General features: G+C 45.7%; 17 protein-coding genes. 15 read left to right on the plus strand and 2 right to left on the minus strand.

The features are described from left to right. Positions 1-3 precede the first annotated feature (3 nt). On the plus strand, positions 4-897 hold the full coding sequence (locus N2K84_RS10350) for a carbon-nitrogen hydrolase (protein ID WP_282591734.1): 894 nt from the start codon (positions 4-6) through the stop codon (positions 895-897). A gap of 73 nt (positions 898-970) precedes the next feature. On the opposite strand, the gene N2K84_RS10355 is transcribed toward N2K84_RS10350, so the two are convergent. Beyond that, the gene (locus N2K84_RS10355) at positions 971-3,316 is read right to left on the minus strand and encodes a transglycosylase domain-containing protein (protein ID WP_282591735.1); all 2,346 of its coding nucleotides are present in this window, start codon (positions 3,314-3,316) and stop codon (positions 971-973) included. 340 nt (positions 3,317-3,656) lie between these two features. On the opposite strand from N2K84_RS10355, the gene topA reads away from it, so the two are divergent. From topA to N2K84_RS10400, 9 genes are all read left to right on the plus strand, one after another. Beyond that, complete coding sequence (gene topA, locus N2K84_RS10360) at positions 3,657-5,984, plus strand: type I DNA topoisomerase (protein ID WP_282591736.1); 2,328 nt, start codon at positions 3,657-3,659, stop codon at positions 5,982-5,984. A 78-nt stretch (positions 5,985-6,062) separates the two neighbouring features. Continuing rightward, the gene (locus tag N2K84_RS10365; protein WP_282591737.1) at positions 6,063-7,217 is read left to right on the plus strand and encodes a formimidoylglutamase; all 1,155 of its coding nucleotides are present in this window, start codon (positions 6,063-6,065) and stop codon (positions 7,215-7,217) included. A gap of 121 nt (positions 7,218-7,338) precedes the next feature. Next, a complete protein-coding gene (locus N2K84_RS10370) occupies positions 7,339-8,283 on the plus strand; it encodes a PorP/SprF family type IX secretion system membrane protein (protein ID WP_282591738.1) in 945 nt (314 codons plus the stop codon). Between the two features lie 32 nt (positions 8,284-8,315). Beyond that, on the plus strand, positions 8,316-9,656 hold the full coding sequence (gene porK / locus N2K84_RS10375; protein WP_282591739.1) for a T9SS ring complex lipoprotein PorK/GldK: 1,341 nt from the start codon (positions 8,316-8,318) through the stop codon (positions 9,654-9,656). Between the two features lie 20 nt (positions 9,657-9,676). Then, on the plus strand, positions 9,677-10,645 hold the full coding sequence (gene porL, locus N2K84_RS10380) for a type IX secretion system motor protein PorL/GldL (RefSeq protein ID WP_282591740.1): 969 nt from the start codon (positions 9,677-9,679) through the stop codon (positions 10,643-10,645). A 15-nt stretch (positions 10,646-10,660) separates the two neighbouring features. Further along, positions 10,661-12,274, plus strand: a complete 1,614-nt coding sequence (porM, locus tag N2K84_RS10385; protein WP_282591741.1) for a type IX secretion system motor protein PorM/GldM — start codon at positions 10,661-10,663, stop codon at positions 12,272-12,274. 2 nt (positions 12,275-12,276) lie between these two features. After that, positions 12,277-13,131: a type IX secretion system ring subunit PorN/GldN gene (gene porN / locus N2K84_RS10390; RefSeq protein WP_282591742.1), complete on the plus strand. Its 855-nt coding sequence runs from the start codon at positions 12,277-12,279 to the stop codon at positions 13,129-13,131. A 216-nt stretch (positions 13,132-13,347) separates the two neighbouring features. Beyond that, positions 13,348-14,691, plus strand: a complete 1,344-nt coding sequence (gene porK, locus N2K84_RS10395; protein WP_282591743.1) for a T9SS ring complex lipoprotein PorK/GldK — start codon at positions 13,348-13,350, stop codon at positions 14,689-14,691. A gap of 355 nt (positions 14,692-15,046) precedes the next feature. Next, positions 15,047-16,501 carry an arylsulfatase gene (locus tag N2K84_RS10400; protein ID WP_282591744.1) on the plus strand — a complete coding sequence of 485 codons (1,455 nt, stop codon included), beginning with the start codon at positions 15,047-15,049 and terminating at the stop codon, positions 16,499-16,501. Between the two features lie 83 nt (positions 16,502-16,584). Here the strand turns inward: N2K84_RS10400 and N2K84_RS10405 are convergent, their stop codons facing one another. Then, a complete protein-coding gene (locus N2K84_RS10405) occupies positions 16,585-18,738 on the minus strand; it encodes a S46 family peptidase (protein ID WP_282591745.1) in 2,154 nt (717 codons plus the stop codon). 276 nt (positions 18,739-19,014) lie between these two features. Between N2K84_RS10405 and gltX the strand changes: the two genes are divergently transcribed. The 5 genes from gltX to N2K84_RS10430 all read left to right on the plus strand — a co-directional run bounded on the left by gltX (position 19,015) and on the right by N2K84_RS10430 (position 24,238). Continuing rightward, the gene (gltX, locus tag N2K84_RS10410) at positions 19,015-20,538 is read left to right on the plus strand and encodes a glutamate--tRNA ligase (RefSeq protein WP_282591746.1); all 1,524 of its coding nucleotides are present in this window, start codon (positions 19,015-19,017) and stop codon (positions 20,536-20,538) included. Between the two features lie 409 nt (positions 20,539-20,947). Next, a complete protein-coding gene (locus N2K84_RS10415) occupies positions 20,948-22,177 on the plus strand; it encodes a site-specific integrase (protein ID WP_282591747.1) in 1,230 nt (409 codons plus the stop codon). A gap of 54 nt (positions 22,178-22,231) precedes the next feature. Next, on the plus strand, positions 22,232-22,837 hold the full coding sequence (locus N2K84_RS10420; RefSeq protein ID WP_282591748.1) for a DUF6088 family protein: 606 nt from the start codon (positions 22,232-22,234) through the stop codon (positions 22,835-22,837). Next, on the plus strand, positions 22,830-23,828 hold the full coding sequence (locus tag N2K84_RS10425; protein WP_282591749.1) for a nucleotidyl transferase AbiEii/AbiGii toxin family protein: 999 nt from the start codon (positions 22,830-22,832) through the stop codon (positions 23,826-23,828). Before N2K84_RS10420 ends, N2K84_RS10425 begins: the two co-directional genes overlap by 8 nt. 2 nt (positions 23,829-23,830) lie before the next feature. Beyond that, on the plus strand, positions 23,831-24,238 hold the full coding sequence (locus N2K84_RS10430; protein ID WP_282591750.1) for a hypothetical protein: 408 nt from the start codon (positions 23,831-23,833) through the stop codon (positions 24,236-24,238). The last annotated feature ends 326 nt before the right edge of the window (positions 24,239-24,564 follow it).

Here is a 24,564-nt window from a genome sequence, read left to right on the forward strand (position 1 = left end):
GAGATGAGCAAAAAAGAAATAGTAATTGGCTTAATTCAGCAAAGCAACACGGCAAATGTTGAAGAAAACAAACAGAAGCTGGCCCGTAATATAACTGATTGTGCAGCTAAAGGCGCCGAATTGGTGGTGTTGCAGGAGCTTCACAACAGCCTGTACTTCTGTCAAACCGAAGATGTGGGCTTGTTCGACCTGGCCGAAACCATCCCGGGACCTTCAACGGCATTTTATGGTGATTTGGCTAAAAAGCATGGGGTTGTGCTTGTTACTTCTCTTTTCGAAAAGCGAGCTGCAGGTTTGTACCACAATACGGCCGTTGTGTTTGAAAAGGATGGCAGCATGGCCGGACGCTACCGTAAAATGCACATTCCGGATGATCCGGGCTTCTACGAAAAATTTTATTTTACGCCGGGCGATCTGGGGTTTGAGCCTATTCAGACTTCGGTAGGCAGGCTTGGCGTGCTGGTTTGCTGGGATCAGTGGTATCCGGAGGCAGCCCGTTTGATGGCCATGGCTGGCGCCGAGCTGCTGATTTATCCCACGGCTATTGGCTGGGATCCGCGTGACGATGCCGATGAGAAAAACCGTCAGCAGCAGGCGTGGATTACCATTCAGCGGTCGCATGCCGTAGCCAATGGCTTGCCGGTTGTGAGCGTGAACCGGGTAGGGCACGAGGCTGACCCGTCGAACAGCTCTGAAGGCATTCAGTTTTGGGGAAACAGCTTTGTTTGCGGACCTCAAGGAGAGGTGCTGGCCCATACGTCCAGCGATCGGGAAGAGAACCTGATCGTTACGGCTAATATTCAGCGCTCGGAAGATGTACGGCGGATTTGGCCTTTCTTCCGCGACCGACGGATTGAGAATTATGCGGGCATCACCCGAAGATTTTTAAACGATTAATAACGACCTTCATTTATAAAAAACAGGGAAGCTCTTTGATGGGCTTCCCTGTTTTTTGTTGTATGTGTTGTTTTTAGAAGAAGTCTTCAAACTCGGCTGGTTTCTGTCTGACATCATTCTCGTCGTCACAATCCAGGTTCAAAATAAAGTTCATCGGCTTTTCAAATTCATGGTCCGGTTTGTATTCCAGGGTTTCATCGGCATACACTTTCTGCATGAAACGTCCCCAAATGGGGAGTGCCAGGTTGGCGCCCTGTCCGGTGGAGATATCGTCAAAGTGGATGCTTCTCAGGTCGGCGCCAGTCCAAACGCCGGCTGCAAGTTGCGGGGTGACTCCCATGAACCAGCCGTCGGAATGGTTTTGTGTGGTGCCGGTTTTTCCGGCAATGGGCCCTTCAATCCTTCCGTAAACCTGGTGCCAGCGCAGTCGGGTTCCGGTACCGTTGTCAATCACCCCGCGCAGCAGGTTGATCATCAGGTAAGCCGTGCGCTCATCAATAGCGTCGTGACGTTCCGGGCGGAAGGTCGCAATCACGTTGCCGTGTTTGTCTTCAATTTTGGTCACAAAAATGGGTTGCGTATAAACACCCTTGTTGGCAAAGGTTCCGTAGGCGCCCACCATTTCGTACAGGGTAATGTCGGAAGTGCCCAGAAACATTGAGGGAACCGGATCAATCCTACTGTAAACGCCCATTTTTTCCATCACTTCGGTTACCGATTGAGGGTTAAACTGTTTCATCACCCAAGCCGAAATTTGGTTGACCGAGTTGGCCAATCCCCATTTCAGGGTAACCATTTTACCATCCATGTCGCTGGAGCTTGAGTTTTTGGCTTCCCACACCGTTCCGTCGGGAAGGATGAATTGTTGCTTCACATTGGGCACCTTTGTACAAGGCGTCAGTCCGTTTTGCATGGCCAGCGTGTACAGGAAGGGTTTCACGGTAGAGCCTACCTGCCGTTTTCCACCTTTCACCATATCGTACATAAAATGCTTGTAATTGGGGCCGCCAACATAGGCACGCACCTGGCCGGTTTCCAAATCCATGGCCATAAACGAAGAACGGAAATAGCCCAGGTAGTGCCGGATGGAGTCCATCGGCGTCATGATGGTGTCCTTTTCTCCTTCCCAGGTGAAAATGGTCATTTCGACCGGTTCGTTAAAGTTTTGTTTGATCTGGCCGGAACTTAAGCCGCGCAAACGCAACACGCGGTAGCGTTCGCTTTGGCGCATGGAGAGGTCGAGCAGGCTGCTGACTTCTGTTTCGCTCAGATCACCGGAAAAGGGCGGTCGTTTCAGTCGTTTCAGGTGGCGGTTGAAGGCAGGTTGCAGCTCCAGCCGCAGGTGATCCTGCAGAGCTTGTTCGGCATACTCCTGCATACGCGAATCAATTGTTGTATAGATTTTTAGCCCGTCTTCGTACAAATCGTAGTTGGTTCCATCCGGTTTGAAGTTCTTTTTACACCAGCCGAACAGGGGATTGGTTTCCCATTCCACCGAATCTTCGCGGAACTTGACCTGTTGCCACGAGGCATATCTGGAGCGTTCGGGTTTATTGGCGCCCATCGTAATCCGAAGGTATTCGCGGAAGTAGGGGGCCAGTCCGCTTTTAAAATCTTCTTTTTGAAAATCCAGTCCCAGGGGCAATGCTGTAATGGAATCGTATTGTTGTTGATTGATGTAGCCATACTTTTTCATCTGAAACAGCACCACATTTCGGCGTTCTTTGGTGAGTTCGGGCCGTCTGACCGGGTTGAACAAGGCCGAATTTTTCGCCATCCCGACCAGCATAGCTGCCTGATGGATTTGCAGGGAATCGGGTTCGGTATGGAAATAAATCCGTGCGGCCGACTTGATGCCCACGGCCAGGTTCAGGAAGTCGTATTTGTTGAGGTACATGGTGATAATCTCTTCCTTTGTGTAGCTTCTTTCCAGCTTTACGGCAATCACCCATTCCTTGAACTTACGCAGTACGAGTTGCAGTTTGTTTTCAAAATCCTGGCGCGGGAACAACATTTTGGCCAGCTGTTGGCTGATGGTACTCCCACCGCCGGTACTGCTGTCGCCTGTTAGCAAGCCTTTCATCACGCGGAACAGTCCCCGCAGGTCGATGCCTGAATGTTTGTAAAACCGGACATCCTCGGTGGCAATCAGCGCTTGGACCAGTTCTTGCGGCAACTGTTCGTACACCACGAAACTGCGGTTCTCCCTGAAATAGCGTCCAAGTACCACGTGGTCACGTGAAATCACTTCCGAGGCCAGCAGGCTTTGCGGGTTTTCCAGCTCTTCAAACGAAGGCATTTCCCCCAGCTTGCCTTTAGCAATTGAAAAGAAAAAACCGGCGACCAGCAGGACCACGACCAAGTAAAGGGTCCAAAATCCCCAGGTATATTTTCTGAATTTTTTATTTCCCTGTTCCATCAGGATTTATTTGATGATTTGACGACAAAGATAACGAAACGAATAAGATTTTTATTTTTATCTGTGGAAGGTCGCCAGACAAGTTTCCGAAACACCGGTAAGCTTGATCCTGTTGTCATTGTGGCTGTTGGCGAGAGCTGTCGTTTGTGGAGTGTTCCTCAAATTTTAATGTTTATAAACCTGGTGCAGACAATCAACCGGCGACCTGAACAACAGATTCAAAACGCAATAAAATAATCATTTTCAAAGAAATATGAAATCGAATTTTGTTGGATGAAAATTTGAAGTTCGGAATACATTTTCTTTTATTTGCAGAAATTTTCACAAAACAGGAGGTTGTATGCACGAGAATCTGGTTATAGTAGAGTCCCCTGCCAAAGCAAAAACGATAGAAAAATTTCTGGGAAAGGATTTTTTGGTAACTTCAAGCATGGGGCATATCAGAGACCTCGAAAAGAAGGATTTTGGAATTGACTTGCAGAATAATTACGAGCCAAAGTATATTGTTTCGCCCGATAAGAAGAAGATTGTCACCGATCTGAAGAAACTTGCCAAAGACGCCAAAACCGTATGGATCGCATCCGATGAGGACCGCGAGGGGGAGGCCATTGCCTGGCACTTGAAAGAAGTGCTGAAATTGGATCCGTCCAAGACCCGGCGCATTGTTTTTCACGAAATTACGAAGGATGCAATTCTGGAAGCTATTGAGAATCCACGTCCGATTGACGAGAATTTGGTAAATGCCCAGCAGGCGCGCCGCGTGTTGGACCGTATTGTGGGTTTTGAAGTTTCGCCGGTTTTGTGGAAAAAAGTAAAACCGTCGCTTTCGGCCGGTCGTGTACAGTCGGTTGCCGTTCGGCTGATTGTTGAGCGCGAACGTGAAATCATCAACTTCGAAAGCACGTCCGGTTTCCGGGTAACAGCCGTATTTTTGGTTCCCGGCGCCAATGGGAATGCCGTTGAGCTGAAAGCCGAACTTAACAAACGATTTGAAACACGTGACGAGGCCCGTCAGTTTTTGGAGAAGTGCAAAACGGCTGAATTCGCGATTGGCGATATTGTGAAAAGACCCTCCAGGCGGTCTCCAGCTGCCCCCTTCACCACATCCACCTTGCAGCAGGAAGCCAGCCGCAAGCTTGGTTACTCGGTGTCGCAAACCATGTCGATCGCTCAGAGGCTCTACGAATCCGGGAAGATTACCTACATGCGTACCGACTCGGTCAACTTGTCGTCGCTGGCGTTGAATACGGCGAAAAGCAAGATTTTGAGCATGCATGGTGAAAAGTACCTGAAAACACGTCAATATAAGACTAAGGCCAAAGGGGCACAGGAGGCTCACGAAGCGATTCGTCCCACGTATATCGATCAGGAAGAAATCAGCGGGAGCAACCAGGAAAAGAAATTATACGAATTAATCTGGAAGCGGACCATCGCGTCGCAAATGGCAGATGCGGAGTTGGAACGCACAACGGTGACGATCAATGTCTCGACCGCTTCCGAGCTGTTTCAGGCTACCGGCGAGGTAATCAAATTCGATGGCTTCCTTCGGGTTTATATGGAATCGACCGATAATGAAGATGAAAGCAGCGATTCTTCAAAAACGTTGTTGCCTCCTGTAAAAGTAAGCCAACCATTACGGGCCGAACTCATTCAGGCAACGGAGCGCTTCACCCAGAAACCACCGCGATACACCGAGGCCAGCCTGGTGAAAAAGCTTGAAGAACAGGGAATTGGCCGTCCGTCAACCTACGCGCCCATTATTACCACCATCCAAAATCGCGGGTATGTGGTGAAAGAAGACCGCCCCGGCATCGAACGCGCCTTTGTTCAACTTAGCCTGAAAAACAGTAAGTTGGACGAGAAAACTAAAACGGAAATAACCGGTGCTGAAAAATCAAAACTGTTCCCGACGGATATTGGCATGGTGGTGAACGACTTTCTGGTTAAGTATTTTGAGCAAATCATGGATTACAGTTTCACCGCCAATGTAGAAGTTGAATTTGATGAAATTGCCGATGGAAAGCGGGTTTGGAACGACGTGATCGACGAATTTTATCAGCCTTTTCACGCTAACATTGAAAACGCGCTTGAGGTGTCGGAACGTACCAATGGCGAACGCCTGTTGGGCGATGATCCGGTGAGCGGAAAACCGGTGTCTGTAAAAATTGGCCGTTTCGGACCGTTGGCCCAGTTGGGCGAGACCACCGAAGAGGGCGAGAAGCCGCAGTTTGCAAGTCTCCGCCCCGGACAAATCCTCGAAACCATCACCTTGGAGGAGGCACTCGAATTGTTTAAGCTTCCGCGCGATTTGGGCGAATATGAAAACAAAAAAGTAACCGTAGCCATCGGCCGTTTTGGTCCGTATGTGCGCCACGACAATAAATTTGTTTCGTTGGAAAAAGGAGTGGATGATCCCTACTCGGTTGATCTCCCTCGTGCTGTTGAGTTGATTGAGGCCAAGCGGGAAAAAGATCGCAATGCCCTGATAAAAACTTTTGAGGAGGAGCCAGAATTGCGGATACTCAACGGACGCTGGGGTCCCTATATTTCGTATAAGAAAAAGAACTTCAAGATTGCGAAGGGTACCGATGCTGAGAAGATGACTCTGGAGGATTGCCTGAAAATTATCAATGAAGGGCCGTCACCCAAGAAAGGCAGGAAAAAATAATATTTTAGGCAGACACCGTCAGGTTGTTTGCCTTTTTTGTTAAAAAGATTAAATTCAACGCTTTGAAACAATAATCAGATGGACCTGGAGCTATATCTCAAACCTGTTGATTTTTCAAAGATTAAGCTGGCGCCTTGGGCACAGAAAAAGTTTGCATTGGGTAGCTTGCTGGAGAAAAATCAGGAAAAACTTCCGTTGAATAAGGCGAAGATTGTATTGATTGGCGTTGAGGAAGACCGGAACTCGGTGGTAAAGGGCAGTGCAAAATCACCCGACAAGATTAGGGAGCACCTTTACAGCCTTAACCGAATTGCTCCCCGCTACAAAATCCTGGACCTGGGAAACATCAAAGTGGGAAAGTCAGTAAATGATACTTATTTTGCGCTGAAGGATGTTTGTAGTTATCTGGTAGGGCAGGGCATTGCGGTAGTTGTTTTGGGTGGCAGTCAGGATCTCACCATTGGCATGACCAAAGCATTTGAGGAAAAAGCATTCAACCTGGTAAATGTGGACCCGAAATTTGATTACCGAAAGGGTGCAAAAAATATTGACTCAGAAAATTACCTCAGTCTGATTTTTGAACGGCATCCGAACCTGTTTTCGCAGGCAACGCTGGGCTACCAGAATTATTTTACCGATGCTCTGGAGCTTGATTATGCGACAAGCCTAAGCGCCGAAACCAGGAGGCTTGGGCAAATACGGTACAATATGGCAGAAATTGAACCTTATATGCGGCATGCCGATATTTTAAGTTTCGATTTGAATGCTGTGCGGCAGGTTGAGGCGCCAGGGCAATATTTTGCCTCGCCAAATGGATTGTATGCAGAAGAGGCTTGCCAGATAGCTCATTACGCCGGAATGGCGGATCAGCTGAAGGTTGCTGGTTTTTTTAACTTAGTTCCCGGACTTGATCCATCCGGTTTGAGCAACAAGCTGATGGCTCAAATAGTGTGGCATTTCATGGAAGGGTTTCACTATAAAGTAGTGGAGGATCCAAACGAAAATCAAGGCGAGTTCGATGAATTTATCATTGAAATGGATGATATTGACTTGCCATTGACTTTTTTGCAAAGCCGGAAAACAGGTCGGTGGTGGATGAGAATTACGGATGAAAACAGCAGTTTGGAGCTTGCCGTTCCCTGTACCCAGGAAGATTATGAGCTGGCAGCACGTTATGAAATTCCTGACCGGTGGTGGCAAAATATCAGAAAATTAAATCGTTTGGTAAAATAAATGAACTGTCCGGTTCGTTGATAAGTTTCCAAATCCATGGCGATTAAGGAAAAAAGAAAGAAGTCCGGTTTTGTACTTTTGTTGGCTTAAGCTGTTTCAGAAGGGCTGAATTTACGGGTATATGAAAAAAATAATTTACTTTTTATTTTTGTTAATATTATTTAACTTAGCCGCAATCGCTCAACAAGACCCGCAGCTCAGTTTTAATAAGTTAACGCAGCTGACCGTAAATCCGGGATACGCAGGGAGCAATTCTGCTGTTTCGGGCTTGATTTTAAACCGGTATCAGTGGTCAGGGTTCGAAGGAGCTCCCAAGACGTTGATTTTTAGTGTGGAGTCGTTGGTTGATTTGTTTGGTGGTAAAAGTGGGCTTGGACTGAATATTATCAGTGATGAGCTTGGCTTTGAAAAAAATATATTGGTTAACCTAAATTATGCATATCTTGTACAGACAAGTCTGGGAAGTTTGGGCATTGGTACTTCCCTGGGGATTTTTAATAAGGCAATCGATGGTGATTGGTCGGTCCCGGAAGGAAGTTACTATGTAAATCCCAATTCTGATGGATTAATTCCTTCAGGAAGTGTTAGTCAGGTTGCATATGATTTAGGATTTGGTTTATATTTGACAAATAAAGATTATTTTGCCGGTTTGTCAGTAACCCACTTGAACCAGGCAAAAATAGAGTTCTCGGATATGGCATACACCTTTTATACCCGGCACTATTATCTTAGTGGGGGTTACCGGGTGCAACTGTCAGATCCATCTTTCGTGTTACAACCCGCTGTTTTCGTGAAGACAGATTTGGCCGGCACCCAAGTTGATTTTAATGTTGACCTGGTGTTTCGGGATCGGTTTTGGGGTGGTTTGGGTTACCGGTTGGATGATGCCGTCATTATTTCGGTGGGCGTGGAAATGATGAGTGGACTTCGGTTGGGTTATGCCTATGATCTGGTTCTTTCAGCGTTAGGGCGATATAGTAACGGATCACATGAATTGTACCTGAACTATTCGTTCGATTTGAAGAAGAACCGGGAAAAAAAGTACAAGAGTGTTCGTTTTTTGTGAAAAATTATAAGTAAGCAACATACAGCGTCGTTATGAAAAAATTATTCTCTCTGGGCTTCATAGTTGTTCTGATCTTCTCGATGATGAGCTGTAGTAATCAAGGTGGAAGTGGCGAGCTGACCGGTGTTCCCGGACGCGGCAAATGGTTTGAACCCGCTCCTTACGGGATGACCTTCATCCATCGGGGAAGTATAAACATCGGTCCCAGCGACCAGGATGCCAGTTGGTCTGAAACGCCAACGAAAACAGTTTCGGTTGATGCTTTCTGGATGGATGATACTGAGATTACCAACAACGAATATCGTCAGTTTGTCCATTGGGTGAGGGATTCAATTGCCCGGACCTTGCTGGGGCAGCAGTTTCCTGAATTCATGATATCCGAAGATCGCGATGGAAATCCAATTGACCCTCCGGTAATCAACTGGCAGGAACGTCTTGAATGGGACAACCCCGATTATGTGGATGTGTTGGAAGAAATGTATTATCAGGAGAATGATCGTTTTTTCAACAAAAAGGAAATTGACTCCCGCAAGCTTTTTTATACCTATTATTGGATCGATTACCAGCAGGCTGCTAAGCGTTCGAATATGTACAACTACGAAACGCAAAGTTATGATGGTGTTGTTTATGACCGAAGTGGACAATCAAAACCTATTGAGAGCCGTTCATCTTTTATTTTTAGCGAACAAGTAAATGTGTATCCGGACACCCTGTGCTGGATTCGCGACTATACCTATTCCTACAACGAACCTTGGGCTACCCGTTACTTCTGGCATCCCGGGTTCGACGATTATCCGGTGGTGGGCGTTACCTGGACCCAAGCCAAAGCCTTCTGCAGCTGGCGGACCCGTTTGCATAACGAATACCTGCTGAGCAAAAGAGAACAGCCGTTACAAGACTATCGCCTGCCCACTGAGGTAGAATGGGAGTACGCTGCCCGTGGTGAAAAGCAAATTTCGATGTATCCGTGGGGTGGGTATTACACCCGCGACGATCAGGGCCGTTTCCTCGCCAACTTTAAGCCACTACGTGGTAATTATGTGGAAGATGGTGGCATGGCTACCATGAAAGTAGGGAATTACGATCCCAACAAATTCGGCTTGTATGATATGGCCGGTAACGTTGCCGAATGGACGATTACTGCTTACGATGAATCGGCCTACATGTATATGCATGATTTTAACCCAAACTTTGAATATAATGCCAAACCCGATGATCCTGCTACGATGAAGCGGAAAGTAATTCGCGGTGGTTCCTGGAAAGATATCGCCTCGTTTGTGCAAACATCCACCAGGAGTTATGAATATCAGGATACAACCAAATCGTATATTGGTTTTCGTTGTGTTCGGTCTTCGTTTGGTAACGAGTTTTAAATCCCTTAATTTGAAAGCATATGAATTTTGGTGAAATTTTAGAGAGTAAACGCTGGAAAACCTTCACGGGTTATGTGTACAACTTTGGCGCTTCGGTGGTTTTGCTGGGGGCATTGTTCAAACTTCAGCACTGGGCTTTTTCCGGACCGTTGTTGGTGATCGGACTGTGTACCGAAGCTTTTATTTTCTTTATCTCGGCATTTGAACCGCCATTAGAAATGCCCGAATGGTCGAAAGTTTATCCAGAATTAAGGGAGGATTACGATCCGGATGCCTTGGAAGCAGTGGAAAAACCGAACATGAAGTTGGATAAGCTTTTTGAGAAAGCGGACCTTTCACCCGATTTGATTTCAAAAATCACCAAAGGGCTGACCGATTTGAGTAATACAGCCTCTTCTATCAGTGATATTACTTCGGCCACACTGGCAACCGATGTGTATGTGAAAAACCTGAACTCCGCATCAGAATCCATGAGTACTTTTGCCGAGATCAATACACAAGCCAACAGTAACATTAGTCGTTCGGTGAATACGTTGGTGGATTCCTATACGTCCACAGCTCAACAGCTCGCCCAAAAAGGGGATCAGATGCTGAACCAGTTGGCTGTTTCCGGTGAGGAGTTTACCAATCGTCTCAACCAGTCCGGGAGCAAACTGGTGAGCTCATACAGTAAAGTCGCCGAGGTAATCGAACAGGGATTTGATACGCTGGGAAAGAATTCATCGCAGTATAGTGAAAACTTCAGCAAGCTCAATCAAAACCTTCAGGCGTTAAATGCTTCTTACGAGTCGCAGCTGAAGGGTACGAGCGAACAATTACAGGCCACCCAAAAATTCTTTGCCGAAATAAACCAGATGAATTCGTATGTTCAGTCATCTGTGGAAGAGGTTAAAAAATACCAGAGCAATGCAGCCGAGTTGAATAAACACCTGGAGGCGCTCAATGCTATTTATAGCAATATGCTCGGCGCCATGAACTATAAAAAATAATTTTGAACCGAGCTTATGGGAACGAAAAATTGCCCGGAAACACCGAGGCAAAAAATGATAAACATGATGTATCTGGTGCTGTTGGCAATGATGGCGCTAAATGTTGCATCAGAGGTTTTGGATGCCTTTCGGATTGTTGATACCAGTCTTTTGCAGACTTTGAAAAGCCTGGACCAAAAGAATGATCAGCTTTTTGCATCTTTCAATCAGGCATATGAACTGAACCAGGAGAAAGTAAAGCCTTGGCTGGATAAAGCCAATCAGGTGAAATCCGGTGTCGATTCTCTTTTGAATAAGATTACTGATATCAAGGAAGAAATGGTTATCCGGGCCGGTGGAACTTATATCGCTACTATCGAAGACTATAAGGTAAGCCCGGACCGTTCGTACATCACCAACACCAAAGGTGATACCATTCTGATCAAGAAAGATGACGAGCTGAATGTACCGTCTGAGGTCATGATCCGATTGAAGCGGGCAACCGAGTTGAAAGAGTCCATTAGTTCACTGCGTGAAGAGCTGTTGGCGCTGGTTGAAGAAGAAGGCCCTATCCGGACCTCCATTATTCAGGATTTGGATACTTCCGATCCGCGGTCCCGGCTCAAAGAAGGAGGTGAGAAGAAGACTTGGGAATCGGAGCATTTCGAAAACAAACCAATTATTGCGGTGATTGCCCTTCTCTCTAAAATTCAGATCGATATCCAAAATACGGAAACGAACATCCTGAATTACTTGTACTCGCAAATTGATGCCAGTTCTTTCAAATTCAATAAGTTAAATGCGGTTGTTATTCCGCGGTCTTCTTATGTGCTGGAAGGGGATGTTTACCATGCCAAAGTTTTTCTGGCAGCTGAAGATACCACTCAGCAACCTGAAATTATCGTCAATAACAAATCGCTTCGTATTGAAGACGGAAAAGGGATTTTCGAGGTTCCTGCTTCTTCGGCCGGAACCTTCAACTGGAGTGGGTTGATTAATTTCAAAACACCTGAAGGTGCTATTAATACGTACCGCTTTGAGCAGGAATACCAGGTTGGAAAGCCGAGTGTGACGATCTCACCCACTAAAATGAATGTTTTCTATTTGAATATACCAAACCCGATCAGTGTGTCCGTGCCGGGTGTTCCGTCCGAAAATCTTTCGGTTTCGGTTACCAATGGACGGATTGAAAAGCGACCTGATGGTTATTTGGTGTATCCGACTAAAGAAGACATCAACGGAAAAGAAACCAAGGTGGTTGTGAATGCCAACATCAACGGTGTGAACCGTAGTATGGGACAGATGGTTTTCAGGGTGAAACGCGTACCCGATCCACTTGCAACCATTGCCGAGAAAAATGGTGGTGTGTTACGGAAAGAAGACCTGATGGCCGAGCAAGGTGTTTTTGCCAGTTTGGTAGATTTTGATTTCGACCTGAAGTTTGTCATTACTCAATTTGATGTAACTATTACCGGTGCCGGCGGTTATACCAATACCTGGTCTTCCAAGTCGAACCGGTTTACGGCGGAACAGAAGCAGCAGTTCGGGAACCTGCAACCGGGAAGCATCATTTATTTTGATAACATCGTTGCGCACGGAGATGATAATACCAACCGGGAGTTATCTCCGATTAGTTTTAAAATCAGATAGATATGAAAAACGTTTTAGTTTTATTAGGGATTGTAATTTGCATGGTTAGCGCTTCTTTTACCGAAGTACACGCGCAAATTGTTGACGGGGCCTATAAACGTACCGACATAAGCAAGAAGAAGCCAATGCCTCTGCCACCTTTGCGGGAGGCGGATGTGATGTGGTCGAAAAAAATATGGCGGATTATCGACCTGCGCGAAAAAATGAACCAGGTGATGTATTTCCCAACAGTTGAAACGGAGGGACGGAACAGCTTGGTTAATTTATTGCTGAAAGGAATCGAAAGTGGGCTGCTAACTGCTTACGATGCACGTACCGACGATGAGTTTAAGGTGCCGCTGACCTACGAACAAGTTAAGGAAGCCTTTGGGGCGACCACCCGCACCCGACGGGTTCGTGACCTTGAAACCGGCGAATTTCGGGATCAGGTTATCACCGCTGAAATTCGCGGCGAAGAAGTAAAACAATTTATGGTGAAGGAAGAATGGTACTTCGATAAACAGACTTCAACCATGAATACCCGCATTATCGGCATTTGCCCGATTCAGGAATATTACCGCGATGAGGATGTTAACCGGCAGAATGTGCAGCGCCGCCAGGTATTTTGGGTGTATTACCCCGAAGCCCGTGACTTGCTGGCTTCCAATGCCGTCATGAACCCAAATAATATTGCCCAAAGCATGTCGTATGACGACTTGTTTATCAAGCGGAAATTCAATAGCTACGTGGTAAAACAGTCCAATGTTTACAACAACCGGGCGATCAGCCAGTACCTGACCGGACGCGATGCAATGCTCGAGTCGGAACGAATTGAGCAAGACATTTTCAATTACGAGCAGGATCTCTGGGAATATTAAACGGAATTTGCCCGGATGAATTCGGTTTGACTGTCAACGAAAAATAATGCACAACAGATAAAAGGAGCTGCTTCAAAAGATAATGCCAACGTGTTCCTGTTATGCGGGTTAATAAACGAAGATAATAACCTTGGAATTACAACCAGCGCGAAGAACGGATTTCAGGGTCCCCAAACTGGTGTTGGCCTGGCCTTTTGAGACAGCTTTCTGATTTATATGAAAAAACCCGTTACCATATTAGTCTTGGCATCTTTGATCGCTTTCATTTCCTGTCAGCGGAATGAGTTGCTGCAATATGTTGACGATAAGCCACTAAAACCTTTCTACGAACCCAGCCCCTTTGGGATGAGTTACATCAACCGGGGCAGTTTTGTTATCGGGCCCGATGATGAAATACAAGACGAAGCCACGCCGCTCAAACGGGTTTCCATCGAGTCATTCTGGATGGACGATACCGAAATCACCAATAACGAATATCGTCAGTTTGTGTATTGGGTACGCGACTCGATCGCCCGGACCATCCTATCCGAAAGCTTTCCGGAATTTATGCTGACAGAGGATGGACGCGGAAATCCATACGACCAGCCCCGTCTCAACTGGGAAGATCCGATTGAATGGCATAACCCTGATTTTCAGAGCGCGTTGGAGGAATTGTACCTGCCGGCTGATGACCGGGTTTTCTTCCCGAAATCAATCGATTCGCGAAAGTTGATTTTCGATTATCATTGGATCGATTACCAACAAGCTGCCAAAAGGAGCAACAGCTATAATTTCGAAACCCAATCGTACCAGGGAACAGTTACCGGCCTGCGTGGTGAGGAAATACCCATTAAGGACCGATCGGCCTTCATCATGCGCGAATCTACGCCGGTTTATCCCGATACGTTGTGCTGGGTCCGCGACTATACCTATTCCTACAACGACCCCAAAACCGAGAAGTACTTCTGGCATGTTGCCTTTGACGATTATCCGGTGGTTGGCGTTACCTGGAAGCAAGCCGTGGCGTTTTGTCATTGGCGGACCAAATTGTATAACGAGTACCAGTTGCGTTTGGGTGAAGTGGATGTGCACAATTACCGGTTGCCTACCGAGGCCGAATGGGAATATGCCGCCCGTGGGGGAGAGGAGCGTACGCTATACCCCTGGGGAAACTACTACATTCGGAACCAAATGGGCTGTTTCATTGCCAATTTTAAGCCAAACCGCGGGAACTATGTGGCCGATAGCCGGAGTGCTACGACAACCATGAAGGTGGGCAGCTACGATCCGAACAATAAGAAGCTTTACGATATGGCCGGAAACGTGGCCGAATGGACCAGCACGGCCTTCTATGAATCGGCCTACGAGCTGATGAGTGACTTCAATCCCACTTTTGAGTACAATGCTTTTCCGCAGGATCCTCCAACCATGAAAAGAAAAGTAATTCGCGGCGGCTCCTGGAAAGATATTGCTTACTTTTTACGCAATGGCACACGAAGTTTCGAGTACCAGGATTCCGCCAAATCCTATATTGGCTTCCGCTGTGTAAAAACCTCTTTTGCCGACGAGTTTAAGCAGTAGCGGTCGGTTTTTTAGCTTCATCTTTTAGCTCTTTTCTATTGGAATTCCTGCTCCTTTAGTGGGGGTATTCGCCTTGCGTCTTTTCCTGAATTTCTTCTTTATGATCCGTTTCTAACCGGTACGGCAGGGGGTATATTTTTTATCTGGAGGCAATAAAAATTTAACAGGTATTAAAAAATAATTTGACAGGTATTAAAAATAAATTTGATATCTGTTAAAAAATAATTTGATAGGTATTAAAAATCTCTTCCTTCCTGAGGAAAGTTTCACTGGCTTTGGATGCGAATTTTATTGGCTGCTATTCTTATTTCCGGCTACACTTCTTACTTTTAGTTTTCAAACTAAAAAACCTTAAATGAAACAAATGAAATCGATAAAACTAATGACCGGCATAAGCTTGTGCGCCGTTCTACCGGCATGTCAGCCTGCTGCGGAAAAGACACCGTCCCTCCCCAATGTGATTTACATGTTGGCCGATGACTTGGGTTACGGCGATCTGAGCTGCTACGGGCAAACACATTTCCAGACCCCGAATATCGACCGGTTGGCGCGCGAAGGCATGCTGTTCACCCAACATTATGCGGGTTGTACGGTTTGTGCGCCATCACGCTCATCGTTGCTCACCGGACAAACCACCGGGCACACGCCTGTGCGTGGAAATAAAAGTTGGGAGCCCGAAGGGCAATGGCCTATGCCTGCCGAGTCGGTAACTCTTGCCGAACTGCTGAAAGAGGCGGGATACGCTACCGGCTGTTTCGGAAAATGGGGGCTGGGTTTTACAGGAACCTCCGGCGATCCGAATTCGCAGGGATTTGATGAGTTTTACGGCTATAACTGCCAATCGTTGGCACATAATTACTATCCGGGGCATTTGTGGCACAATCAGGATAAAATCGTTCTGGAAGGTAATGCCGGTGATGGATTTGAAACCTATGCCCCCGGATTGATTCACCAGCAGGCTTTGCAGTTTATGGAAGCGAATAAAGATAAGCCATTTTTCATGTACTATCCGTCGCCAATCCCGCATGCCGAATTGTTGTTGCCCAACGAGGAGATGGAGCCTTTCCGGGGAAAATACCTTCCGGAGAAAAGCTATCAGGGAGCCGAGCCTAGCGACGACCGCTTTCGATTGGGAGCTTACGGGAGCCAGGATGAATGCCATGCCGCTTTTGCCGCTATGGTGAGTTTGCTCGACCGACAGGTGGGCGAAATCCTGGATAAGTTGGAGGAGTTGGGCCTGGCCGAAAACACGATTGTTATTTTCACTTCCGATAATGGCCCGCACCTCGAAGGTGGCGCTGATCCGGATTATTTCGACAGCAACGGTCCGCTGCGTGGCTACAAACGCGATTTGTATGAAGGAGGCATCCGCGAACCCATGTTGGTACGCTGGCCCGGAAAGGTGCAGGCCGGATCTCACAGCGACCACATATCGGCCTTTTGGGATGTGATGCCGACGCTGACCGAGCTGGCCGGTTTGGAAAGTCCGCAGAATATCGATGGCATTTCTTTTTTGCCCACATTATTGGGAATAGAAGGACAGCAGGAGCACGATTACCTGTACTGGGAATTTCATGAAATGGGAGGACGGCAGGCCATCCGCCAAGGGAACTGGAAGCTGGTGGTTACGCAGGTATCCAATCTCGAAAATACCAAGGTTGAGTTATTCGATCTGGAAACCGATTTGGGTGAGGAAACCGATTTGGCACAACAAGAACCAGAGGTTGTTGAAAGACTATTCGGGTTGCTGTCCCAGGCCCGCACACCTTCGGAGGTTTTCGATTTTCAGGCAGCAACGGTCATTCGGTAGTTCAGGCAGGGATAAATTATACAAAAACAGGCTGGCCCCACGATAAGGAGCCAGCCTGTTTTTTTTATGCCGTGCCAGCTTGTTTATTTCACGATGGTCATTTCATCGATCAGGTGGGTGGCTCCGGCAAATTTGTCGATCGTCCACAAAACAAAGCGAATGTCCACGTTGATGCATTTCTGCAGTTCCGGTTCAAAAGCAAGATCGCCGCTCATGGCTTCCCAGTTTCCGTCAAACGCAACGCCAATCAGTTCGCCTTTCCCGTTGATAACGGGACTGCCTGAGTTTCCGCCGGTGATATCGTTGTTGGAGATGAAACAGGTGCGCAGCACGCCATCTTTGTCAGCGTAATCGCCAAAATCGTTGGCATAGTACAACTCTTTTAAGCGGGCAGGCACGTCAAATTCATCGTCTCCCGGGATTTCTTTTTCGATGTATCCTTTCAGGGTGGTGTAGTAGTCGTACTCCACACCATCCCGCGGAATATAGCCACCCACCGTGCCGTAAGTCAATCGCATGGTGCTGTTGGCATCGGGGTAAAATTTCCGGTCCTTGTCCATTTCCATCAAACCGGCCACAAACAGGCGGCGGCCTTTCAGCAGGTCGTCGGTGGTTTTACTGGTCACATCGCCAATAATCGACATAGTTTGGAATACGCTCGAAGCGGTATTAAAGGCCGGATCTTTGTCGAGGGACTTAAAGTTGGGTTTGGCCAGGAAAGCCTCCAGTTTGGCCCTGTCCGCAAAAATGGTTTTGTTGTACATATTGGCTACATAGGCATCGAAATCGCCTTTGTATTTCGATTTAACGTCCCTGAAAAAGGCCGGATGAAACACCGGGCTGACATTCTTGTCGTAAATTTTCATCAGGGCAGCGGCTATTTTCTGGTCGGTAGCGGCGTCGTAGTCTTTAAAATATTCGTCGAGTTCGGATTGGATCCGGGCCACGTTCATGTCAATGCGTTCCTGGTTGTCGCCTTTCTTCAAGGCTTCGTATAAGCCTTTCGCACCGTAGCTGAAATAGAAGATCTCCGGTCCGCGGAGCATGGTTTCCATCAGATATTCGTACGCTTTTTCGTCTTCCAGGTCTTGGTAGGCGCTTTCAATCAGGCTCAGGGCTTCGCCGTATTTTGCCTGGCGTTCTTCGCTGGCATTCACCCACTGGGTAAACTCATCCTCAATGGCTTTTTTCTTTTCAATCACATCCAGGGCAGCCAGACCTTTGTTTTGGCCGATGCTGTATTTGTAGTAATTGGAGCTGCGGGCATACTTGGATGCGTACTGAATGTTGGCTTTCTGGCTCGAAGTCATGTAGCCTTTCATGAGGGCCAGTTTGGCTTCGCGCACTTCTACACGAACCGGGTTGGTAACCGTCATGGTGTAGTTTACGCCAAACGACGATTTATACCGGTTGGTGCTTCCGGGATAACCCATTACCATCGCAAAATCTCCCTCTTCATATCCTTTCAGCGAAATGGGGAAGTGGTGCTTGGGTTGGTAGGGCACGTTTTCTTCCGAGTAATCGGCGGGTTTGCCATCGGGGCTGCAATATACGCGGAACAAGCTGAAATCGCCGGTATGACGCGGCCACATCCAGTTGTCGGTGTCGCCGCCAAATTTGCCGATCGATGCCGGGGGCGCGCCTACCAGACGAATGTCGCGGAAGGTTTCGTAGATGAACAGATAATAACGGTTACCATTCAGCAAGGGCTGCACTTTGGCTTCGTAATCGTTCTCCTCGGTTGCTTCTTTTTGAATTTCGAAAGCCTTTTTCTGAATTTGTACCTGGCGCTCATCATCGCTGATTCCTTCTTCCAGGCTGCCCAGCACACGTTCGGTCACATCTTCCACACGAACTAAAAACGAAACGGTTTTTCCGGGGTTGGCCAATTCTTCCTCGCGGGTTTTGGCCCAGAAACCATCACGAAGGTAATCGTGGTCCACTGAGCTATGTGCCTGGATTTCTCCAAAACCACAGTGGTGGTTGGTGAGTAAAAGTCCATCCGGTGAAATCACTTCAGCGGTACATGATCCCCGGTCGAGTGCAACCACGGCATCTTTTAAACTTGAGTTGTTAATGTTGTAAATGTCATCGGCGGTCAATTCGAACCCCATCTGTTGCATATCGCTGATGTTCAGTTTTTGAACCAGCGAGGGCAACCACATCCCTTCATCAGCTTTGGCCGCACTGTGCAATAACAGGCTCAGGGTAAAAGCTGCCAGTAAAGTTCTCTTCATTCTGTATCAATTAATTAATAATAATAGCGTAAAAAGTTACAAAGATATAGATATCTGGGTTTCAGCAATAATAATTTTGGCTTTGCTGTTCTATATCATGAACCCTTTTATTGGTTTCCCGCCAGCTGGATTCATTACAATTCTTTATTATTTTCTTTGCAGAATTGCTGTTAGCAGATGGGGGCTGCCACTTATTTTCGTTGTTGGCTTTGGACTTTTGCCTCGGTGCAGGTTTAAAAATCCCTATCTTTGCGAGCAAAATTGAAAAGCATAATCATGGAACGAAAAGTGAGGGTGCGTTTTGCCCCAAGTCCAACCGGCCCCCTGCATATGGGGGGAGTTCGCACGGCCCTGTTCAATTACTTGTTTGCCAAAAAGCTGGGCGGCGATTTTTTGTTGCGAATTGAAGACACGGACCAAAACCGGTTTGTGCCGGGAGCCGAAGAATACATCATCGAGTCGTTGAAGTGGTGTGGTTTGGTGCCCGATGAAGGTGTTGGTTTTGGAGGCGATTTTGGCCCGTACCGGCAAAGCGAACGGAAAGCCATTTACCGGCAGTACGCCGATCAACTGGTTGAAAGCGGCCATGCTTATTATGCTTTCGATACCCCCGATGAACTGGATGCCCTGCGCGCCGAAGCTGAAGCCAACAAAACGGTTTTCTCGTACGATTTGCATACCCGGGGGAACTTGCAAAATTCACTTACCTTGCCGGCAGCAATTGTTCAACAAAAAATTGAAGCTGGTGACCCCTGGGTTATTCGCTTCAAAATGCCCGAAAATACCGATGTGGTTGAGCGCGACCTGATTCGCGGTGAAGTAAAATTCAATACCAACCAGCTGGACGATAAGGTACTTTTTAAGGCCGACGGTATGCCTACTTACCACCTGGCCAATGTGGTGGACGATCATCTAATGGAGATCACCCATGTGATTCGCGGTGAAGAATGGCTACCCTCCATGCCACTGCATATTTTATTGTACGAAGCGCTTGGTTGGGCCGGAAACCGACCCCAATTCGCACATCTTCCGCTGATATTGAAGCCTACAGGGAAAGGAAAGCTGAGCAAACGCGATGGCGATAAAATGGGTTTCCCAGTGTTTCCGCTGTTGTGGTCCGATCCCAAAACCTGCGAAGTGTTTCGCGGATATCGGGAAGATGGCTATTTCCCAGAGGCTTTTGTAAACCTATTGGCCTTGCTGGGCTGGAATGCCGGTACCGAACAGGAACTTTTCTCGATGCAGGAATTGATCGAAAATTTTAGCCTTGAACGAGTGGTGAAATCCGGCGCCCGTTTCGATCCGGAAAAGGCCAAATGGTTCAATCGCAACTATATGCAGCAAAAATCGGATGACGAGTTGGCATCGCTTTTCAACGTAATCCTGGAAGAAAAAGGGATTCGCCCGGATGATGCGAAACTGGTGCATATCGTTGGGCTGATCAAGGAGCGTTGCGAATTTGTGGCCGATTTGTGGGAGCAGGGCAAATACTTCTTTGAAGCGCCGTCCGGCTACGATGAAAAAACCGTCAGCAAAAAGTGGAAAGAAGACACATCCGAAAAGTTAGCGGCCCTGGTCGCTTTCTTCCGCACCCAGGATAACTGGGAAGCCATTGCCATGAAAGAGGCTTTTTCAGCTTTTATGAACGAGAAAGGCTGGGGCTTTGGCGTTGTGATGGTGCCCATACGGCTGGCCTTGGTTGGCAGCAGTCAGGGCGTGGATTTGTTTGATATTTGCGAATTGATCGGCAAAGACGAAACCATCAGGCGGATTGAAAAGGCGATAGTAACACTGGGCTAGCAATATATTGACCCGGCAGATTTGGTAATCTGGTCTGGGCCCTATTTGAAACAGGTTTTCACCCGGTAATATGATCCGGTCGGGAACCTGTTCTTTTTTTTGGCATTTTGTATGTAAATTGTATGCAAGCAAATAAAAAAGCAGTTACACAACTCTGTAACTGCTTGATTTTGAAGTGGGCCCAACTGGGCTTGAACCAGTGACTCCCTGATTATGAGTATTAAGACCATGATTTTCTCCTATTTTCTTCTGTTTCTATATGCGCTCTAATTGATTGACTGTTAGGTTCGTATGCGATGTTTGTATTTTATCAAATAGTACCTATTTTGAAATAATCGCTATATTTGTGTGCAAATTGTGTGCAAATATTCGATTTGCACACAAGCAATAAAAGTTAAATATACTGTCTATGTTCAATTATGCAAACAGTGGAGTTACGGTATCTTCTATTTTAGATGACCGGAGGGCAACCAAAGACAATTTATTCCCTGTCAAAATACGTGTAACATTCCAGCGTATCCGCAAGTACTATTCAACCGGGAAATATATAACATCAGATGGATGGGAAAAACTTCCCAATAGCAAGAGTAAGAAAATGATTTCTATGCGATTGGATATTCAAAATTCATTTGATGTTGTGAAAGGCATCGTTCAGATTTTGCTGTACGATGGTGGCTTTTCCTTTGAGGCATTAAATAGCCGAATGACCAAGTCCCCCTCAGATACATTAAATGCTGGATTTAAGTTAAAGATTCAGGCTTTATTGGATAATGAACAGGTTGGAACTCATCTATTCTATCTGGATGCACTTAAAAGTGTGGAATCTTATGGTGGAGAGAATATTCCATACATGGCCGTTACCGTAGATTGGCTAAAAAACTACGAAAAGTACATGCTAAAATTAGGACGAGCATATACAACCATAGGAATGTATTGCCGTGCAATCCGTTCTGTTATTAATGAGGCAAAAAGAGCTGGAATAATAAAGGAAAATCAATATCCGTTTGGTAATGGGAGATATGAAATACCAACTGGAACAGGCCGGAAACTGGCACTTACATTGCAACAAATAAAATCAGTAGCTAATTATACTGACGGAAAAGAAACGACAGAGAAATATCGCGATCTGTGGTTTTTCTCCTACTTGTGTAATGGTATCAACTTCGCAGACATGCTTACGCTCAAATATTCCAATATACGGAACGGTGAGATTTGTTTTTTACGTGCAAAAACATCCCGAACGTCCAAGGTGAAAAAAGAAGTATGTGCGATTTTGACACTTGAAATGGACGTAATTATCAAAAGATGGGGCAAAAAATCCCCAAAGCCGGATGATTATATATTTGGTTATCTTACAGGCAAGGAAACACCCTTTGAGGAAAAAGATGTAATAAAAGCTGTCACTAAACTTTGTAATAAGAGACTAAAAAAGATCGGAATAACTTTAGGGATTGAATCCTTGAGCACATATACTGCCCGGCATTCCTATGCCACAGTTTTAAAGCGAAGTGGTGCTAATATTGCCTATATTTCTGAAAGTTTAGGTCATAATGATTTGAAGACGACAGAAAATTATCTGGCGTCCTTTGAAAAAGAAGAACGAGTAAAAAACGCAAGTTTTCTGACGAATTTTGGATAATTTATTGTCATACATTTATACTATATTTGTGACAATAATTTGAATGAATAATACATGCAATCTATTCATAAACAGATAGAAAAACTCATTAAAGGAAAGAGGCGTGGGAATGTTCTTTTTGCGAGTGATTTTAAATCTTTGGGTAGTGGTGATGCAGTCCGGCAGGTTCTTTCAAGGCTTTGCCGGGAGAACCTCATAATACGGTTGTCGAATGGAATTTATCTCTATCCGAAAATCAGCAAGTATGTGGGAATAGTTTATCCTTCAGTAGAAGAAATAGCAAAAGCAATTGCCAGAAAAGAAAAGGCCAGGTTGATACCAACCGGAGTCTTTGCGTTGAACAAATTGGGATTATCAACCCAGGTTCCAATGAAGGTTGTTTTTCTTACCGATGGTGCGCCACGAATTATTAAAGTGGGCAAAAGAGCTACTATCCGATTTAAAAAGACCGTAGCCAAATACCTTTCATTTAAAGGAAGTATCTCCACGCTTGTAATATTTGCATTGAAAGAAATTGGGAAAGGGAACGTAACAGAACCCGAACTGAAAAAAATCAGTGAGGCTTTGGCTTATGAAGCCACTGAAAATATTTTACATGACGCTGTTCTTGCACCGGAATGGATTGCGGATATACTCTTAAAATTGAAGAAAAGTGAATAATTGGATTAAAATCCCTGAAAAAGAAAGAGCTGAACTGCTTAGTAGTGTGGCATTGACAACTGGGTTGCCTAATATTGCTATCGAAAAAGACTGGTGGGTAACAATGGTACTGTATGCCTTGTTTTCTTGCGAGTGTGCAGCTCATATTGTTTTCAAGGGAGGAACATCATTAAGTAAAGCATGGAACCTTATTGAACGATTTTCCGAAGACATTGATATTGTCATTGACCGGGCTTTCTTTGGTTTTGAGGGTGAACTGAGAAAGAAACAAATAACCAATCTTCGCCGTGCCTCATGTTCATACACTAAGGATAAGCTGAAAGACGAGTTGGATAATAAATTGCAAGAAGCGGGGATAAGTGAATATTCATTATTTATTCAGGAAACAAAGGATTCTACACAGGATCCGCAGGTCATAGAAGTTCAATATCAATCACTTTTTTCGTCTGATAATTATATTCTGGACAAAGTGATGGTCGAGATTGGCGCTCGATCCCTGATGGAACCCAGTAAAGATGTCCTTTTGCGTTCAATTCTTGCGGATAATTATCCGCAAGCTGATTTTGCAGATGATTATTTTGCGGTTCCGACAGTTATTCCGCAGCGGACTTTCCTTGAAAAAGCTTTTCTCTTACACGAGGAATTTCAGAAACCTTTGGAAAATATACGTGTAGATCGCATGTCCAGGCACATTTATGACCTGGAAAAATTGATGGATACCGATTTTGCATATGATGCACTTAACAGTTTTGATTTGTATCAAGCAATCGTTGAGCATCGCAGAACGCTAACAGCAATGAAGGAAGTGGATTATTCTACTCATGTCCCCGAAAAAATAAATTTTGTACCTCCAGTGGCCATTATTGATTTGTGGAGAAGGGATTATGAAACCATGCAGTCAAATATGATTTACGGAGATTCGTTACCGTTTGACAAGTTAATAGACAGGCTTAAAGAACTGAATGAGAGATTCAGACAAATAAAAATATAGTTATGCCCCGTCGCAAGCAATACAAAATATTAGCCAGGGAAATGGAAATTTATGATACCATTGTAGCTGAATTGCAGAAGAATCCAGAACTGGCTGGCTACGATATGGATACCATTGAATTATCGGTGAAAAAGAAAATAACTCCCCGCATCCAAAATATCGATAAGGCAATAAGAAACCTGGAACGGTACATTGTTGTGAACAAGGAATTCATTCAAGTCGTGAACGGGGAAACGATCGTTCTGAAAAAAGATATTGTCAAAATGTTAAAAATTTCGCGGCCAACCCTTAATAAATGGATCAAGGATGGATTTGTAAGTTCCGTAAAATCTAAAGTAATGGACAATACAGAGATCTTTCCGCCTGATTTGATTCTGGCACAACTTCAAAGTCAAAAGAAGAAAATGTAAAAAAAGGTTTCAGCTTTACATGGATTATGTTTCAATCGTTTTATTCCCAATTGTAAATTGATAAGTTCAATTCGAGGATTTATCCCTCATTTTTTGCCACTATTCACTTCGTTTTGCGCTTTTGTGTAAGGCGGTTTATCTGTTTGATTACCAATTGTATTCGTTTTTATTTTACTCCTGGGTTTTTAAAGCTTAGGTGTAACCATAAAATTGAATACTATGTCAGACATTATTGTAACAACGCCCGACGAACTAAGGGCAATCGTAAGTGAGGCAGTTTCCCAGGCACTGCCCAAACAGGCTTCTCCTCAGCCAACAATTGATAC

Origin of the sequence: Gaoshiqia sediminis, from assembly GCF_025907915.1 — a bacterium.
Lineage (GTDB): Bacteria > Bacteroidota > Bacteroidia > Bacteroidales > Prolixibacteraceae > Gaoshiqia > Gaoshiqia sediminis.